Raw genomic sequence first — 15,573 nt, 5'->3', positions numbered from 1 at the left:
GTTTGCCAACGGGCATGATGGGCAAAAGCGCCGACTGGTAAGGAGCGCCGGCCAGTCATAATGGTGGGTTGCCTTAAAATCCCGACATCGACCCGCACCAGGAATACGCTCGCAAACTCTGAGGTCTGCTGGGCGCCGCCATGTCTGTTTACAGCGGTCTGCCCAGCGTGTTTCCATGACCGCCGCAAGCGCAAACTGGCCGACCGGATCTGGCCGAAAGCTGCCAGTCCGCTTCGGAGAAGGTCCGCTGCAGAAACGGACGGTCGCGTAACGACCCTATCTGGTCGGTAGAAGCAATTGCCCCCTTCCTCCACAGCGGACAGAGATATAAAATTATCCCGCCACAACCTGTACAGCCTCTAACGATCTTCCCAGGACTAACAATCACTATAATTCATACGGTCTGGCGACAAAGCAGCAGATCGCCGGTCGCACAGTTCGCGGGAATATTAACATTGAATTAAGCATAGCGGATCACTTTCAAGTCTGATTGTTTGGCCTGGAACCCGCTGAAATGAACTTCAACGTCTCCGTACGGGTACGCCTGATCGCGTCGCTTCTGGTGTTGCTCGCCCTCTCCGTCGGCCTGGGCTGTTTCTGCTTCGACCGCCTAAACGCTATCACCGGGTCCATCGACGACCTTGGTGGCAATACCCTGCCGTCCACCCGGATCCTCAGCCGCTTAGCCACGAATTTCGAGGCCCTTCGCAGCCGACAACTCGCCTACCTCGTCTCCACTGAGGAGCGCCGGCCTGAATCCCTGCCGCGCCTGCGCGCCAGCATGGCTGAGATCGAGACGGACCTGAAGGAGTACGTCCCTTACCTCAGCGACGGTGAAGAGGCTCTCTGGAAGGCCGTGACCACCGCGGTGCCTGCTTATTCGCAAATGGGAGAGGAGTTTCTGCGCCGGATGCATGCCGGCGAGACGAAGGCGGCAACGGACCATCTCTTGGACGGCATGCTACCAAACCTGAACGCGGCCCGCGCGGCGTTGAAAGCCGATATCGCCTTCAACGACATGTACGGCAGGCAGAACGCCGCCAATGCCAAAGCGCTAGCCGAGAGCGCCCGCGTCGGCATCGTGGTGGTGCTTGTCTTCGTCGTCGTCATCACGCTGGCGATCGGCTGGATGTCCGTCTTCACGATCTCGGTCCCCGTCCGCCGCATGTCGCGTGTCATGAAGCAGGTGGCCGATGGCGCCGCTGACCTTGCGGTGCCGAATGCCGGCGAGCGCAGTGAGATCGGCGAGATGGCCGCCGCCGTGCAAGTGTTCAAGGACAACCTCGTCCGAACCCGCAAGCTCGAAGAAGAGACCGCCCTGGCCCGGGCCTCCGCCGAGGAGCAGCGCAAGCGCGCGATGCGGGACATGGCCGACGGGTTCGAGACCGCAGTCGGTAGTGTCATCGGTATGGTGTCGTCCGCGGCCACTGAATTGCAGGCTACCGCCGGAGCAATGAGCGGCACCGCCGCCGAGACCGCCGCTCAATCCTCCGCGGTGGCGGCCGCGGCCGAGGAGGCGGCCTCTAACGTCAACACCGTCGCCGCGGCAGCCGAGGAGCTCGGCTCGTCAGTGCAGGAGATTGGCCGTCAGGTCGACGGCTCCGCAGATCTCGCCCGGCAAGCCGTCGCTGAGGCGGATCAGGCCGGCACGCTGGTGCAGGCACTGAGCGCTGCCGTTTCCCGGATCGGCGACGTCGTAGGCCTTATCTCGACCATCGCCGGTCAGACGAACTTGCTGGCCCTCAACGCCACTATCGAAGCCGCTCGCGCGGGCGCGGCTGGCAAGGGGTTTGCCGTCGTCGCCTCGGAGGTGAAGGCGTTGGCCGAGCAGACCGCCAAGGCGACGAGCGAGATCTCCGGGCAGATCCTGCAGATCCAGGCATCGACCGGGCAGGCCGTCGCCTCGATCGGTGGGATCACAGGCCGCATCCGCGAAATCAGCGCGGTCGCCACCTCCATCGCCGCGGCGGTGGAGGTGCAAGGTGCAGCCACCCAGGAGATCGTCGGAAATGTCGCCCAGGCGGCCGTAGGCACGGGCGAGGTCACGGGGAACATCACCGGTGTAGCGTGTGCTGCCGAGGAGACCGGGGCCGCTGCGAGCCAGGTGCTCGGGGCGGCATCCGAACTGTCGCGTCAGTCTGAGCATCTCACGGCGGAGGTCGCACGCTTCCTGGCCACTGTTCGCGCCGCCTGACCTGAGTTCGCAGGCCTGCAGTGCGCACGCGGTAGAGTTCGGTCGCAACTCGAACGTCCGCTTCCCTATCGACTGAGCATGGAAGCGGACGGGCCAATTTCCACCCTGTCCTGCCACTCGGCTCCCGACACTAAGCAGTCGTCTTGGTCAATCCATCTACTACCCAGAAGCGGACACGAAAGGAGGGGAACTTCGCCACGATGTCTGCTCGCCGCGAGTAAACTTATCAGATCAGGGTACAACGGGTGGGTGGTAGCTGAAGGTCATCATCAACAGGGCGGCCAGCGCCGGCAGCACCAGGGCGTGCGCCAAGAACTGCACCGCGGTGTACCCGATCAGGTCGCGCGGTCGCAGGCCGAGCACGCCCAGGAGCGGCAGCATCCAGAACGGGTTGATGAAGTTCGGCAGCGTCTCGGCGATGTTGTAGACCATCAACGTCCAGCCGAGATGCGCCTCCAGCGCGTTGGCCGCACCCATCACGTAGGGCGCCTCGATCACCCACTTCCCGCCCGCCGAGGGCAGCAGGAAGCCCAGCACCGCCGAGTACACCGCCACTAACGCAGAAAAAGTGCCAGGCCCTGCGGCCAGCCCAACGAAGCCGCGGGCGATCGCGTCCGACAGGCTCGCGCCGTCCGCTAGCGCCTTGGTCAGCATGAACGCGATACCGCCGTAGAACGGGAACTGTAACAGCACCCCGGACACGCTCGGCACCGCCTGCGCGAAGCTCGCCACCAGCGCTTGCGGGCGCCAGTGCAGCAGTGCGCCCAGCAGCAGGAACATGAAGTTGTAGGTGTTGAGGCCCGACAGCGTCACGAGCGGATTGCCGCCGGCGAAGACGTCGCTGAGCCAACCCGCCGACAAGGCGAGGAGCGCAAGCGTGAGAACCGGGCTGTGTGCCGCCCAGTCCCCGGGACGGCGCGGCCCGACCGGCGTTGGCGGCGGCGTCGCCGGGGCTAAGTCGACGCCGAGATCGGCCGCTGTACGTGCCTGCGCGTCGGAGGGCGCGGTGAGGTAGGACACCGTCACCGACAGGAGCGTGCCGACCGACACGATCACGAGGTTCTGCCAAGTCAGGATCGTCTGCTCGAACCCGATCACCCCGGTGATCGGCAACAGCGAGACCGGGATACTGGTGGCGTTGGCCTGAAGCTGCGCCGGCCCCGAGCTGATCCCCAGGGTGAAGCCAAAGCCCAGGCCGAGATAGGCCGCCGCGCCCGCTGCGCGATAATCGAGGCGCAGGTCCGTGCGTGCTGCGATCGCGCGCACGAGCAGGCCGGAGAAGATCAGGCTCACGCCCCAGTTGACGAGCGAGAGCAGGATGCTGGTGAGCGCAACGAACACGACGGCGCCGCGTCCGGTCCGGGGCAGACCGGCCACCCGCCGCAGCGCGACGGCGACCGGCGGCGAGACCGCCACGACGTAGCCGCCGATCGCCACCATGGTCATCTGCAGGGTGAAGGGGATCAGGCTCCAGAAGCCGTCGCAGAACGCCCTACTGACGGCGCGCGGTGTGCTGCCGTGGGCCAGCACGGCCATGGCGACGAGGCTGGTCGCGATCAGGACGAAGACATAGCTGTCGGGGAACCAGCGCTCGGCCCAAGCCACTAGCGCCTGGGACAGGCGCGCGAGGCGACCCTCTCGCATCGGGGGCGCCAAGTGCGCATCGTGGCCCGTTGCGGGACCTCTGTCGCTCACGGCCGGTGCTCCAGCGGTCGGGTGCCTCGAATGGGGTCGCCGACCGGCCACCAACGATCTGCACGGATCGTCCGTTCGTCCAAACCGTCGTGGGGCGGCTCAGTCCGCCGCGGCGCGCTTGTCGGGCGCGGGTAGTGCGTTCTCCACCGCTCGCAGCCCGTCGCGCACCTTGGCCAGGGAAGCCGTGCGCGCGTCGTCGCGCACGGTCAGCGCCTCTAGGAAGGCGGTCCAGTCCGGCCGCGCGGCGGCGGGGATCTCGCCGTCGAGCTTGCGCCGCAGGTCGGCCACTCGCGCCTCGGGCGTGCTGGCGCTGGCTGGCTGCGTGGCGTCGGCATCGTACACGCCGACCGCGCAAACCTGATCGGCGACGCGTGTGTAATAGGTCGTCTTCGGCTCCTCGACCGTGCTGCCGGGCTTGGGGAACAGGTAGCGGATCACCGAAACTTGGCTGGGCTCGGCCTGCTCCAGCATGTCCCTGATGAAGTAGTGGCCGGTCTTGTCGTGCAGGTCACGCACGTCGTGGCCACGCAGGATCGGGTTGGGATGGGCGCTCATCACGCCGTCCGGTCCGACACAGAAGACGTAGCTGTCGGCGGTGCGGAAACCGCCTTCGCCGCGGCTAAACTCACCCAGAGCCTTGGGCTCGTCGACCCCGACCGCGGTGGCGGCGCGCTTGAGCATCCACTGAGCGAACCTGTCCGGTGCCGCGTCGTCGCAACTGATCGGCGCCTCGTTGAAGCCGTCGCAAGCCAGGGCGGGATCGGCCTTGAGGGCGCCGGCCATCGAGAGGCCGAGGGCAGTGAGCAGAATTGTGAACGTGAACCGCACCGCCATCATCACCTCCTCATCGGGATCGCCCGGTCCGATCGGCCGGGACGAGGGTCACTCAGGGTCGCAGCACACCGAGATCAGGCCCGCCGTCCGCGTGGCGGCGGGACGTTCGTCAAGGGCCGAACAGCTCGAATGCAGGATCAGCCGCGCGGATCGCGTCGTTGGACACGGCGTTCGGAGGCAGCACGGCAAGGGCGGCGAGGCCCAGCGCCATGATCAGGATGATCGCCAATACGGCGCCGACGGCCTCGGACCGGTCCCGGTTGGCATGGATCAAACGGAGGCCACTCGTGAACAGCAGCGCCTGAGCCGCGGTGGCAAGGGTCGGGGTCATCGCTGGGCTCCGCTGTACGCGAGGAAAGGAGCCGCTGGCTCCGGCGACGTCGCTGGATCCGAGAGGGGCACGGGCTTGAACCGACATGACGGCCTCCTCACCTGCCAGCAGCGAGACTCCTAAGGGCATCTCGATGGTGCATCTGAGTAATGCACTACGTCTGCGTACTATGGGCTACGTGCCTTTGCAAGCCTGCACGCGTGGGACTATACGGACGGCGTGAGAGTACCGCGGCGAAGGACCCCGACTATGGACGCCAGCGTCGACGACATCATCGTCATTCAGGAGGTCAGCCTCGGCGAGCAGGTCCGCCGCAAGCTGCAGATCGACATCATCTCCGGTGAGATCCCACCGGGTACGATCTTGTCAGGTCCGGCGCTCGCTCAACACCTCGGCATCTCGTCCTCGCCCGTTCGGGAGGCCCTGCTTCAGCTGGCAGCCGACGGCTTGCTAGAGGTCCGGCGGAACCGCGGTTTCGTCGTGGTGACGCCCACAGTCGAGGACCTGCGCAACACTTTCCAAGTGCGCGTGCGGCTGGAGACCATGGCTATCGAGCAGCTCGTACAGATCGGCCTTCCCGATCCTGCACCCCTAACCGCTATCGCCGACGAGATCGCCGCTGCGGTCAGAAAAGGTGACGTGCCCGTCTACATGGCCGCCGACAGGGCCTTCCACGAGGCGCTGCTCGATGCCGCCGGCAACCCGGTTCTGACCCGGATTGCCCTGAAGCTGCGCGACACGATGCGGCTCTACGGCATCCGCTCGGAGAACGGCTCGGCACGACAAGCCGCCTCGGTCGAGGAGCACTACGCGATGATCGAGCTTGCCAAGAACAAGGGCTCAATGCAGGAGGCCGGCGAGCTGATGACGCGGCACATCCTCGAATGGGAGCCGCTGTTCGTTGCGGCGCTCGACCGCGTCCACAAACAGAAGCGCCGGTGGGCATTGACCTGAATCGATAGCCCCGGCCTGTCAACTTTTGCGGCAGACGTCGCCTCGAAGCGGACTGACAGATATCCACCCAACCCAGCCGTTCAGAGGCACCAGCCAATGAGGCCGGAACTGGCCGTAAGCGGCTGGTCCGCTTCGGAGCCCAGGCTGCAGAAATGCGGACGTTTCCCGCTGTCTTGAACGCTGCGTTGATCAACGTGGTGTTCTTTGAACCGAGGCAACTACCTTTCCCCGGTGATGCGAATCACGACGTGAACCCAGCGATCAAGATCATCAACATCATCGCCCTGCTGCGATGTACCTACCAACCATGCGCGTGCTGATAGCCGACCCGAATTTCCGAATTCGGCACCCAAAGTTCCGCGCATAATCAACTTAGAGTAACGTGTGGCGACGCCCTTCCGGGTGCCGCCACACTGCTTTCATCGGGCGAACAATGCCTTGAACAGCAACATCTTGCCCGCGGTAAGCTCCGCATCCGCGAACGGCATTTCGGCATTTGCTCGCAGGAGCGGCTGCGGATCTCCGTAGCTTACGCTCGTAAGCCCGAGCCCACTTCGTAGCCCTGAATTCGAGAGGGCCGGCGCTGCTCCCCACGTCGCAGGCGCCGGGAGCAGCATGTACCGGTCACAGATCGGTCGCGTGTCAGCTTTGCGCCCGTGCTAGCCATTCGCCCGTATTTGGCCGCCTTAGAATTCAATTGGCCAACACTGTGAAGGCTCCGCTGTCAGGGAGTCGTGACCCTCACTCGAATGTCTGCGTGAACATGTCGATGAAGGCGCGCACCCTTCTGCTGGCAAGACGAGACGATGCATGAAGCGCCCAAAACTCCAGCGGCTCGCCGACGATCGTGCCCCAGACTGCCAAGCGGCCTGCCTCGATATCGTCGCGCACAAAAAAGCTCGGGAAGAGGGCGGCGCCTGCACCGGCGCGCACGGCGTCGCGGATGATGAGGGTCGAAAGCCGGAGGACGGGTTTTGGATCGATCACGATCCGCTGGCCATCATCGTCCAGAACCCACTGGCGCGCCTCCTCGCCGATTGCGCGTACGACTGCGGGCACCGTTGGCGGCTTGCCGTCGGCGTCGGGCCCCGGCCGCGTCCAGTCGGGCGGCGCGACCACGACGAGACGATCCTTTAGGACAGGGCGCCCGACAAGCTCCTCTTCCGGCTTCGGTCTCGCGCGAATGGCGATGTCGAAGCCTTCCTCGACGACATCGACATAACGGTCGTCCGTGATCACCTCCAGCCCGACCAGCGGATAGCGTGCCACGAACCGCGCCGCGAACGGGCCCATGACTTGCGCGCCGAACATCAACGGTACGCTGACACGAAGCTTGCCCCTCGGCTCCACGCCGCCGCCACGAAAGGTCCGCTCCGCGGCAGCCAGCTCGTCCAGGGGTTCCTGGGTGCTGGCCAGCAGCTCGCGGCCTTCCTGCGTCAACCGAAGTGTCGCACCGCCGCGCTCGAAAAGCCGGGTGCCGAGTTCCACCTCCAGGTCGGCGACGCGGCGCGACAAGGTGGTTTTCGAGCGCCGCATCGCACGGGCGGCGCGTCCGAAGCCGCCGTGAGTTGCGACCGAATGGAAAAGGGCAAGCGCGTCGAGGTCCATCGGGGTGGACCATAATCGGGACGGCCGTCCCAATCCAATCGTCTTGGCACCATGGCTGGGACACCTGACATGGGCGTCGTCATCGGCAGCAAACCTATCGGAGACCCCCATGATCGTCGTCACCACGCCCACCGGCCACATCGGCAGCAAACTTGTCAGCGCTCTTGTCGAGGACGGTCAGGCAGTCCGCGTCATCGTTCGCGACCCCGCGAAACTTCCGGCAGACGTCCGTGGACGCGTCGAGGTGATCGAAGGCTCGCATGGAGATGCCGGGACCATCGACCGGGCACTCGATGGTGCGGACGCGCTCTTCTGGTGCGTGCCGCCTGCACCCCGGCTGACGATGGAGGAAACCTATTCGGGCTTCACCCGCCCGGCGGCGGACGCGGTCGCTCGCCACGGGACGCCGCATGTCGTCGTAGTGACGGGGATTGCGCGTGGCACGCAGTGGGAGGACCAGGCCGGCCTGGCGACTGCCTCGGCTCGAATGGTCGATCTATTTCGTGCAACGAACGCCGCTGTTCGCGGCATCGCCATGCCCAGCTTCATGGAAAATAACTTGATGCAGCTCGATGCGATCCGCGTGGGCCAGTTCTTCGGTCCCATCGATGCTGACAAGAAGCTACCTCATACAGCCACACGCGATATGGCGGACGCAGCCGCGCGCCTGCTGACCGACCGGAGCTGGACCGGCAAGGAGGATGTGCCGGTACTCGGTCCCGACGACCTGTCGTTTAACGACATCGCTGCCATCTTCTCGGACTTGCTTGGCCGGGAGGTCCGCTACCAGCAAGTGCCGTTCGATGCCTTCCAGGCGCAGCTGGTCAACAGCGGAATGCCGGCCGAGTTCGCCAGTGGTTATATCGCGATGATGCGCGCCAAGAACGAAGGCATGGACAATGTAGCAGCGCAAAGAGGTGGGATTACGGGATCGACCAGCTTCCGGGCGTGGGCGGAGCAGACTCTGAAGCAGCCAGAAGCCGCCTGACCCGTGAGCAGACATTCTGAGCTTCCGAGTTGGGTGGGAAGCGGACCCTGACCTCTAACCCTGAAGCTGACGTTCCGCCTTCGACCCAACCCAGTCGCTCACGCGCAGTCGTGCAGCTCCCGAAAGCGGACGTATGTTGTGCCGCTACTATGGAACGGATCTGGCAGCGGCTAGGTCTGTGGGACTGCTCAACGGCCTGTTCGAGACCGGGGACGGTGACGGCGTTCAGGGACCGACAAGCTTCCTCAACCGGTCGAGGTTGGCGAGTTGCTGGAGGGCGTTGTCGCGGTCGGCGGCGGTGAGGCCGAGGATCACCGCTTCCAGGGCGATCAACGTGGTGGCGTGCAGCGCGACCTGGTTGGCACGACCGCGCCGAGCCAGCAATACCACCGTGGCCTGTCGGGCGATGGCGCTGTCCTGCGTATCGGTCACCAAGACGACCCGTAGGCCAAGGCGGCGAGCCTCGGCCATCACGGCCTGAACTTCGCGATAGGGCTGGCCGTAGGCGAGCAGCAGGACCGCGTCGCCGGCTTGCAGGCCGAGAAGTTGATCGGCCATGGCCCACCCGGTGGCGTCGAGGAGGAAGCTGCGCCGTCCCGAACGTGTGAGCTGGAAAGCAAGATACCGGGCGAGGTGCGCGGAGGGACCGATCCCGAACACCCCGATGCGTGTGGCCGGGTGCAGGGCCGTGATCGCGGCGAGGATGGCGGCTCGCCCGGCTTCCGTCCGCAGCGCCTGCATCCCCTCGCGATGGGCGTCCAGGACCGCGTCGATGGCCTGACCCACGTCGTCCCCAACCTCGGCGAGGGTGCGACCCATGTCGGCCGCGGGCGTCCTCCGGTCGTCGAGACCGGCCGCCAGCGCCTGCCTGAGATCCGGTAGCCCATCGAACCCGAGCGCCTGAACGGTCCGGATGACCGTCGCGTCCGAGGTTCCGAGCTGTGCCGCGATCTGAGCAGCAGAACTTGCCACGGCGACCGCGCGGTTCTGGTCGAGGTAGCTCGCAACGCGGGCCAGGGCCGGAGAAAGCGACGGGGTCAGGCGCCTGACCAGAGCGCCGAATTCCTCTTCCATGACCGTCGCCTCCTCGCTCCGTTGGAGCCCAGACTGCCACGACCAATGTAGCGTTACAATCAGGAAACTTGACTCCGGTAGCTCAAGCTACAATTCTGTAGCCGAGCGATCCGCTCGTCCGTGGCCTATCGATTGAGGCGTTCGGAATGACAATCGACTGGATGCATGCGTGGCCGACAGCCCTCGCGGCCTTCCTCGCCTCCGCCGTCGAGTTCGTCGAGGCGCTGACAGTGGTGCTGGCTGTCGGTGCGGTGCGCGGCTGGCGAAGTGCGCTGACCGGCACCGCAGCGGCCCTCGTCGTCCTTCTGGCGGTCGTCCTGCTCTTCGGCCCCCTTCTGACCCGCATCCCGCTGGAGGACGTGCAACTCGTCGTTGGCGGCCTCCTGCTGCTGTTCGGGCTCCGCTGGCTCAGGAAGGCGGTGCTGCGGGCGGCCGGCGTCATCCCGCTCCACGACGAGGCCGCCGCCTACGCCAGAGAGACGGGCAGCCTGCGCACGGCCGGACCGCCCTCCGGTTCCTGGGATGCGGTCGCAATCGCCACCGCTTTCAAGATCACCATGCTCGAAGGCCTGGAAGTCGTGTTCATCGTCGTCGCGGTGGGTACGGGTGGGGTCGGCCTGCTTGTACCCGTCGCAATCGGTGCCGCGGCCGCGCTCCTCGCGGTGGTCGCGCTCGGGCTCGTCCTGCACCAGCCCCTGTCCATGGTGCCCGAGAACACGCTCAAGTTCTCAGTCGGGGTGCTGCTCGCCGCCTTTGGGACGTTCTGGGTCGGCGAAGGTCTTCTGTTGGCTTGGCCCGGTGGCGATTGGTCGATCCTCGGTCTGACCATCGGATACCTGCTCGTCGGCGCGCTCGCAGTCCCGCTGTGCCGGCGCCGCGCGTCGGCCGGTCCCACCCTGATCCTTCGCTGAGACGCTTGCCATGGATACCCTCAAGACCATCCTTCGCGAACTCGTCGGCCTGTTTGTCGACGACGTCGGGTTCGCCGCCGCCATCGTCGGCTGGATCATCCTGGCGTGGCTGCTTTCATCCCTCGTCCTGCCGCCGAGCCCGTGGGGCGCCATCCTGCTCTTCGCCGGACCCGGTGCGATCCTCCTCGAAAGCACCCTCCGGCGCGCGGGGGCACCCCGATGAGCCTTGAACGATCCGCTAAAACCGGCCGGCCAAGGGATACGACCCGTGGCGCGACGGAGCTTCTGCAATCGACCCAGGTCGGCCCGCGCCGGTCCGGCCGCCGCAAGCTCGTGATGATGGCCCTGGTCCTGTGCGTCGCCGGGGGAGTCGCCGCGCTCTACCGAGCATCGCCTCCGCCGCCGTCCACCGCGAGCGCCGCCGCCCCGGCTCCGGTCCCCGCCGTGACAGTCCAAGTCCGCAAGCAGGACGTTCCCATCACCCTGACGGGGGTCGGGACGGTCAACGCTCTGAACGTCGCCACCATCCGCAGCCAGGTTACGGGATACCTGCAGAGCGCTGACTACAAGGAAGGCCAGTTCGTCAAGCGCGGCGACGTACTCGCTCGGATCGACCCGCGCATCTACCAGGCCCGCCTGGAGGAGGCGCAGGCTCAGCTCGCCAAGGATCAGGCGCTGCTCGCCAATCAGAAGACCAACCTCGCCCGCAATGAACCCCTCCTGCAAAAGGGCTTCGCGACGGACCAGCAGGTGGTGAGCGAACGCGCGCAGATCGCGCAGTCCGAGAGCGCCTTGAAGGGCGACCAGGCTGCCATCGACTACGCGCAGACCGAGCTCGATTTTGCGACCTTGCGAGCCCCCTTCGACGGCGTGACCGGCATCCGCCGGATTGACATCGGCAACATCGTCAATCCCACGGACCCGGGCGGCATCGTCGTCCTGACCCAAGTCCAGCCGATCAGCGTGCTCTTCACTCTGCCGACCAGGGACATCGCGGCCGTGCAGGCCGCCCTGACGCATGGCCCAATCGCCGCGATCGCCTATGACCAGTCCGGCGACAGAAAGCTCGACACCGGCACGTTGCTGCTCATCAACAACCAGGCCGACCCCAAATCCGGGACGGTGCAGCTCAAGGCGATCTTCCCGAACGCCGAGCGCCAACTCTGGGCCGGCAGTTTCGTAAATGCCGAGGTGACTACCTCCGTTGAGAAGGAGGCGCTGACGGTCCCAACCAACGCCTTGCAGATCAGCGATAAGGGTCAGTTCGTCTATGTGGTCGGGGCCGACGACACGGTCGCGGTCCGGCCGGTCAAGGTCCAGCAGCGCACCCGTGGCGTCGCCCTGGTCGCTGAGGGCCTGAAAGACGGCGAGACGGTCGTGGTCCGGGGCCAATACCGGCTGAAGCCCGGCACGCGGATCACGCCTGCAACCCCGGACCAGGTCCCGGACACCTCGACGGCCTCGGCGGGGATGCTGCCATGAACATCTCCTCCGGCTCCATCCGGCGGCCCATCGCCACCGGCCTGCTGATGCTCGCCGTCGTGGTGCTCGGCGCGATCAGCTACACGCTTCTGCCGGTCGCCTCGCTTCCGAACGTCGACTCGCCGACGATCCAGGTCACCGCGCAACTGCCCGGCGCCGACCCGAAGACGGTCGCCTCCTCGGTGGCGACGCAGCTCGAACGCCAGTTCGGCCAGATCCCCGGCCTGACCCAGATGACGTCGAGCAGCGGCACCGGCTTCACCCAAGTCTCGCTGCAGTTCGACCGGAACCGGACCATCGACTCGGTCGCCTCCGACGTGCAGGCGGCGATTAACGCCACGCAGGGCCAGTTGCCGGCAGCGCTCCTCAACCCGCCGACCTACCGCAAGACCAACCCGGCCGACGTGCCGATCCTGCTGATCGCCATGTCGTCGGACGTGTTCCCGATCACGACCGTGAGCGACTACGCCTCCTCGCTCATGGCCCAGAAGATCTCGCAGATCCCCGGCGTCGGCATCGTCGGCGTCGGTGGCCTGCAGAGCCCGGCCATCCGCATTCAGGTCAACCCGGCTCAGCTCGCGGCCGAGAACCTCGACTTTGAGACGGTGCGCACCGCCCTCTCCAACCTCACGGTGCTGCAGCCCAAAGGGCAGCTCTACGGCGGCCAGCAGGCCGTGGCCCTGCAGACTAACGACCAGCTCACGACCGCGGCCGACTTCGAGGATGCCATCGTGGCCTACCGCGACGGGGCCCCGATCCGGGTCCGGGACATCGGCCGCGCGGTGAAGGCACCTCAGGACGTCACCATCGCGGGCTGGGTCGGCGAGAAGCCGGCGGTGGCACTCGCCGTACAACGGGCGCCGGGGGCCAACGTCATCGCGACGGTGGCGGCAATCAAGAAGGCCCTGCCGCAGCTCCAGGCCTCCCTACCGCCGGGCATCGACGTGAAGATCACCTCGGACCGGACCCAGACTATCCAGGCCAGCGTCAAGGACGTGCAGTTCACCCTGTTGCTGACCATCGCGCTCGTGGTCGGCGTGATCGCGCTGTTCCTGCGCAAGCTCTGGGCGACGGTAATCCCGGCGATCTCCGTGCCGATCTCCCTCATCGGCACCTTCGCGGTCATGTACGTGCTGGGCTACAGCCTCGACAACCTGTCGCTGATGGCGCTGACCATCGCCATCGGCTTCGTGGTCGACGACGCCATCGTCATGGTCGAGAACATCGTCCGCCACATCGAGGGGGGCGCCACGCCGATGCGGGCGGCGCTCGACGGGGCCGGCGAGATCGGCTTCACGATCCTGTCGATCTCGATCTCCCTCGTCGCGGTCTTCATCCCCCTGTTCCTGATGGGCGGCATCGTCGGGCTGATGTTCCGCGAGTTCGCCGTCACGGTGGCGGTGTCGATCCTCGTCTCGGTGGTCGTCTCACTGACGCTAACGCCGATGATGTGCGCGCGCCTGCTTCCCGGCCATGCGGTTAAGCCGCCCGGGCGCATCTCAGGCCGGCTGGAAAGCTTCTTCACCTGGCTCAACGACCGCTACGACGACGGCCTGAAGGTCGCACTGCGCCACCGCTTCCTGACCTTGCTGACCTTCTTCGGCACCATCGTTCTCACCGGATACCTGTTCTGGACGATCCCGAAGGGCTTCTTCCCGCAGCAGGACACGGGCCTGATCGTCGGCATCAGCGAGGCGGCCCAGGACGTTTCGCCCGCCGGCATGAAGCAGTGCCAGCAGGCCATCCTCGGCATCATCATGAAGGATCCGGCCGTGGCGGATGTGGCCGGCTACATCGGCCCCGGCGGTCCGACCGTAACCGAGAACAACGGCCGGGTGTTCATCACCCTGAAGCCGAGCGAACAGCGGGACGTCACCGCCGATCAAGTTATCCGGCGCCTCTCGACAGCCCTCCACCAAGTCCAGGGCATGAAGGTCTACATGCAGGCCGCCCAGGACATCACCATTGGCGCGGTCGTCTCGAAGACGCAGTACCAGTTCACGATGACCGACATCGACCTGTCGGAACTCGACCTCTACGGTCCGAAGCTGCTCGACGCGCTGCAGAAGCTGCCCGAGCTGACCGCGGTCGCCAGCGACCAGCAATCGTCGGCGCGCATGCTCAACGTCGTGGTGGACCGCACTGCCGCCTCGCGCCTCGGCATCGACCCGGCTGCTGTCGACAACACTCTGTACGACGCATTCGGGCAAAGGCACGTCGCGCGCATCTACTTGCCGCTGAACTACTACTACGTCATCCTGGAGGTCGACCCGCACTATCAGCTCGGGCCGAATGCCCTGCAGCGGATCTATGTCAGGTCGCAGGACAACACCGCGGTGCCCCTAAGCCAGATCGCCAGGATCGAGACCGGCACGATGCCGGCGGTGATCAACCATCAGGGCCAGTTCCCGTCCGTGACGCTGAGCTTCAACCTCGCCCCGGGCGCCACCATCGGGGCCGCCGTTGCGGCCGTGCAGAAGGCGGCGGCCGACCTGCACATGCCGACTTCCGTCGCCACCGCGTTTCAGGGCAACGCCCAGGCGTTCCAGACCTCGCTCGGCTCGACGCCGCCGCTGATCCTGGCGGCCCTGTTCGCGGTCTACGTGATCCTGGGGGTGCTCTACGAGAGCACGATCCACCCCCTGACCATTCTCTCGACGTTACCCTCGGCGGGTCTCGGCGCTCTGGCGACGCTGATGCTGGTCGGGCGGCCCCTCGACATGATCGGCATCATCGGGATTATCCTGCTCATCGGCATCGTCAAGAAGAACGGCATCATGCTGGTCGACGTCGCCATCTTGCACGAGCGCGCCGGCGGGAAGTCCGCCGAGGAGGCGATCCACGAGGCCTGCCTGCTGCGTTTCCGCCCGATCCTGATGACGACGCTGTGCGCTCTACTCGGCGGCGTGCCGCTGATGCTCGGCACCGGCACGGGTTCCGAGATCCGCCAGCCGCTCGGCTACGCCATCGTCGGAGGCCTGCTCGTGTCCCAGGCGCTGACGTTGTTCACCACGCCGGTCGTCTACATCTACATGGACAAGATGAGGACCATGCTCGCCTCGCGACGTCCAGTCTGCCTACCCGCGATCCGGTGAAGGAACACAGCCCACTGCACTAAAAAGCCGCTCCCGCACCTACCGAGCCTCGACGCGGGACGACTTCTTCCGCCAAGATATGCCAGCACGAGGCCACTAGACTGCCTAGAAGCAGGCCTTTTGTCTTTTTGAGTTGCGTCAGAAGCCAGCGCGACGATGACGTCGGCTTACCTACACTATCGTCCGGAAGCGAATCGGCAGAAATCCACCCTAAGCGGCCATCCTGCTTCCGACCCAAGTCGGCCATTCAATGGTCGAAACACGGATCCCGGAAGCGGCCATTGATGGATCGCCGTCTTACGGACAGGGGTTGTATCGTGATCAACCCGAAGACAAGCTTTTGCCAAGCGGGACGTTCGCCTCAGCAGCGCCCGATAGAACATGATGGAGCAGCGCGGACCGCACCT

The 15,573-nt window shown here is 65.8% G+C and carries 12 protein-coding genes; 7 read left to right on the top strand and 5 right to left on the bottom strand.

Annotated elements, in window-relative coordinates; all coding sequences use genetic code 11:
- Window positions 1-514: 514 nt before the first annotated feature.
- Window positions 515-2,194 (top strand): methyl-accepting chemotaxis protein, encoded by a 1,680-nt coding sequence (locus OXS27_RS29305; protein ID WP_267360967.1) that lies wholly within the window; start codon window positions 515-517, stop codon window positions 2,192-2,194.
- 231 nt (window positions 2,195-2,425) lie between these two features.
- Here the strand turns inward: OXS27_RS29305 and OXS27_RS29300 are convergent, their stop codons facing one another.
- From OXS27_RS29300 to OXS27_RS29290, 3 genes are all read right to left on the bottom strand, one after another.
- Window positions 2,426-3,838, bottom strand: coding sequence for a TIGR00366 family protein (locus OXS27_RS29300; RefSeq protein WP_267360969.1), 1,413 nt, complete (start codon window positions 3,836-3,838; stop codon window positions 2,426-2,428).
- Between the two features lie 150 nt (window positions 3,839-3,988).
- The gene (locus OXS27_RS29295) at window positions 3,989-4,723 is read right to left on the bottom strand and encodes a cache domain-containing protein (protein WP_267360965.1); all 735 of its coding nucleotides are present in this window, start codon (window positions 4,721-4,723) and stop codon (window positions 3,989-3,991) included.
- A 109-nt stretch (window positions 4,724-4,832) separates the two neighbouring features.
- Entirely contained in the window at window positions 4,833-5,054 is a 222-nt protein-coding gene (locus OXS27_RS29290) for a hypothetical protein (protein WP_243927444.1), read from the bottom strand.
- 249 nt (window positions 5,055-5,303) lie between these two features.
- Here OXS27_RS29290 and OXS27_RS29285 point away from each other — a divergent pair, with 249 nt between their 5' ends.
- Complete coding sequence (locus OXS27_RS29285) at window positions 5,304-6,008, top strand: GntR family transcriptional regulator (RefSeq protein ID WP_267360962.1); 705 nt, start codon at window positions 5,304-5,306, stop codon at window positions 6,006-6,008.
- Window positions 6,009-6,749: 741 nt separating this feature from the next.
- Here the strand turns inward: OXS27_RS29285 and OXS27_RS29280 are convergent.
- Window positions 6,750-7,739: a LysR family transcriptional regulator gene (locus OXS27_RS29280; RefSeq protein ID WP_267360960.1), complete on the bottom strand. Its 990-nt coding sequence runs from the start codon at window positions 7,737-7,739 to the stop codon at window positions 6,750-6,752.
- Here OXS27_RS29280 and OXS27_RS29275 point away from each other — a divergent pair.
- The gene (locus tag OXS27_RS29275; protein ID WP_243916816.1) at window positions 7,726-8,604 is read left to right on the top strand and encodes an NAD(P)H-binding protein; all 879 of its coding nucleotides are present in this window, start codon (window positions 7,726-7,728) and stop codon (window positions 8,602-8,604) included. The two genes, OXS27_RS29280 and OXS27_RS29275, sit on opposite strands and share 14 nt — an antisense overlap.
- Before the next feature lie 225 nt (window positions 8,605-8,829).
- Here the strand turns inward: OXS27_RS29275 and OXS27_RS29270 are convergent, their stop codons facing one another.
- Window positions 8,830-9,678 carry a MurR/RpiR family transcriptional regulator gene (locus OXS27_RS29270; protein ID WP_267360957.1) on the bottom strand — a complete coding sequence of 283 codons (849 nt, stop codon included), beginning with the start codon at window positions 9,676-9,678 and terminating at the stop codon, window positions 8,830-8,832.
- A gap of 146 nt (window positions 9,679-9,824) precedes the next feature.
- On the opposite strand from OXS27_RS29270, the gene OXS27_RS29265 reads away from it, so the two are divergent.
- The 4 genes from OXS27_RS29265 (at window position 9,825) to OXS27_RS29250 (ending at window position 15,166) form a co-directional block, all read left to right on the top strand.
- Window positions 9,825-10,589, top strand: coding sequence for a hypothetical protein (locus OXS27_RS29265; protein WP_267360955.1), 765 nt, complete (start codon window positions 9,825-9,827; stop codon window positions 10,587-10,589).
- A 10-nt stretch (window positions 10,590-10,599) separates the two neighbouring features.
- Window positions 10,600-10,812, top strand: coding sequence for a hypothetical protein (locus tag OXS27_RS29260; protein ID WP_243916819.1), 213 nt, complete (start codon window positions 10,600-10,602; stop codon window positions 10,810-10,812).
- A 116-nt stretch (window positions 10,813-10,928) separates the two neighbouring features.
- Complete coding sequence (locus OXS27_RS29255) at window positions 10,929-12,071, top strand: efflux RND transporter periplasmic adaptor subunit (protein WP_267360952.1); 1,143 nt, start codon at window positions 10,929-10,931, stop codon at window positions 12,069-12,071.
- Window positions 12,068-15,166, top strand: coding sequence for an efflux RND transporter permease subunit (locus OXS27_RS29250; protein ID WP_267360950.1), 3,099 nt, complete (start codon window positions 12,068-12,070; stop codon window positions 15,164-15,166). Before OXS27_RS29255 ends, OXS27_RS29250 begins: the two co-directional genes overlap by 4 nt.
- The last annotated feature ends 407 nt before the right edge of the window (window positions 15,167-15,573 follow it).

Origin of the sequence: Methylobacterium sp. GC_Met_3 (genome assembly GCF_026540775.1) — a bacterium.
Lineage (GTDB): Bacteria > Pseudomonadota > Alphaproteobacteria > Rhizobiales > Beijerinckiaceae > Methylobacterium.
The sequence above is the reverse complement of the archived record's forward strand: the minus strand, read 5'-3'. Positions and strand labels throughout refer to the sequence as shown.

Coding starts and splice junctions, on each gene's coding strand:
- OXS27_RS29300 (WP_267360969.1), bottom strand. CDS start 3,838: ATGCGAGAGGGTCGCCTCGCGCGCCTGTCCCAGGCGCTAGTGGCTTGG.
- OXS27_RS29260 (WP_243916819.1), top strand. CDS start 10,600: ATGGATACCCTCAAGACCATCCTTCGCGAACTCGTCGGCCTGTTTGTC.
- OXS27_RS29275 (WP_243916816.1), top strand. CDS start 7,726: ATGATCGTCGTCACCACGCCCACCGGCCACATCGGCAGCAAACTTGTC.
- OXS27_RS29285 (WP_267360962.1), top strand. CDS start 5,304: ATGGACGCCAGCGTCGACGACATCATCGTCATTCAGGAGGTCAGCCTC.
- OXS27_RS29250 (WP_267360950.1), top strand. CDS start 12,068: ATGAACATCTCCTCCGGCTCCATCCGGCGGCCCATCGCCACCGGCCTG.
- OXS27_RS29305 (WP_267360967.1), top strand. CDS start 515: ATGAACTTCAACGTCTCCGTACGGGTACGCCTGATCGCGTCGCTTCTG.
- OXS27_RS29255 (WP_267360952.1), top strand. CDS start 10,929: ATGGCCCTGGTCCTGTGCGTCGCCGGGGGAGTCGCCGCGCTCTACCGA.
- OXS27_RS29270 (WP_267360957.1), bottom strand. CDS start 9,678: ATGGAAGAGGAATTCGGCGCTCTGGTCAGGCGCCTGACCCCGTCGCTT.
- OXS27_RS29265 (WP_267360955.1), top strand. CDS start 9,825: ATGACAATCGACTGGATGCATGCGTGGCCGACAGCCCTCGCGGCCTTC.
- OXS27_RS29290 (WP_243927444.1), bottom strand. CDS start 5,054: ATGACCCCGACCCTTGCCACCGCGGCTCAGGCGCTGCTGTTCACGAGT.
- OXS27_RS29295 (WP_267360965.1), bottom strand. CDS start 4,723: ATGGCGGTGCGGTTCACGTTCACAATTCTGCTCACTGCCCTCGGCCTC.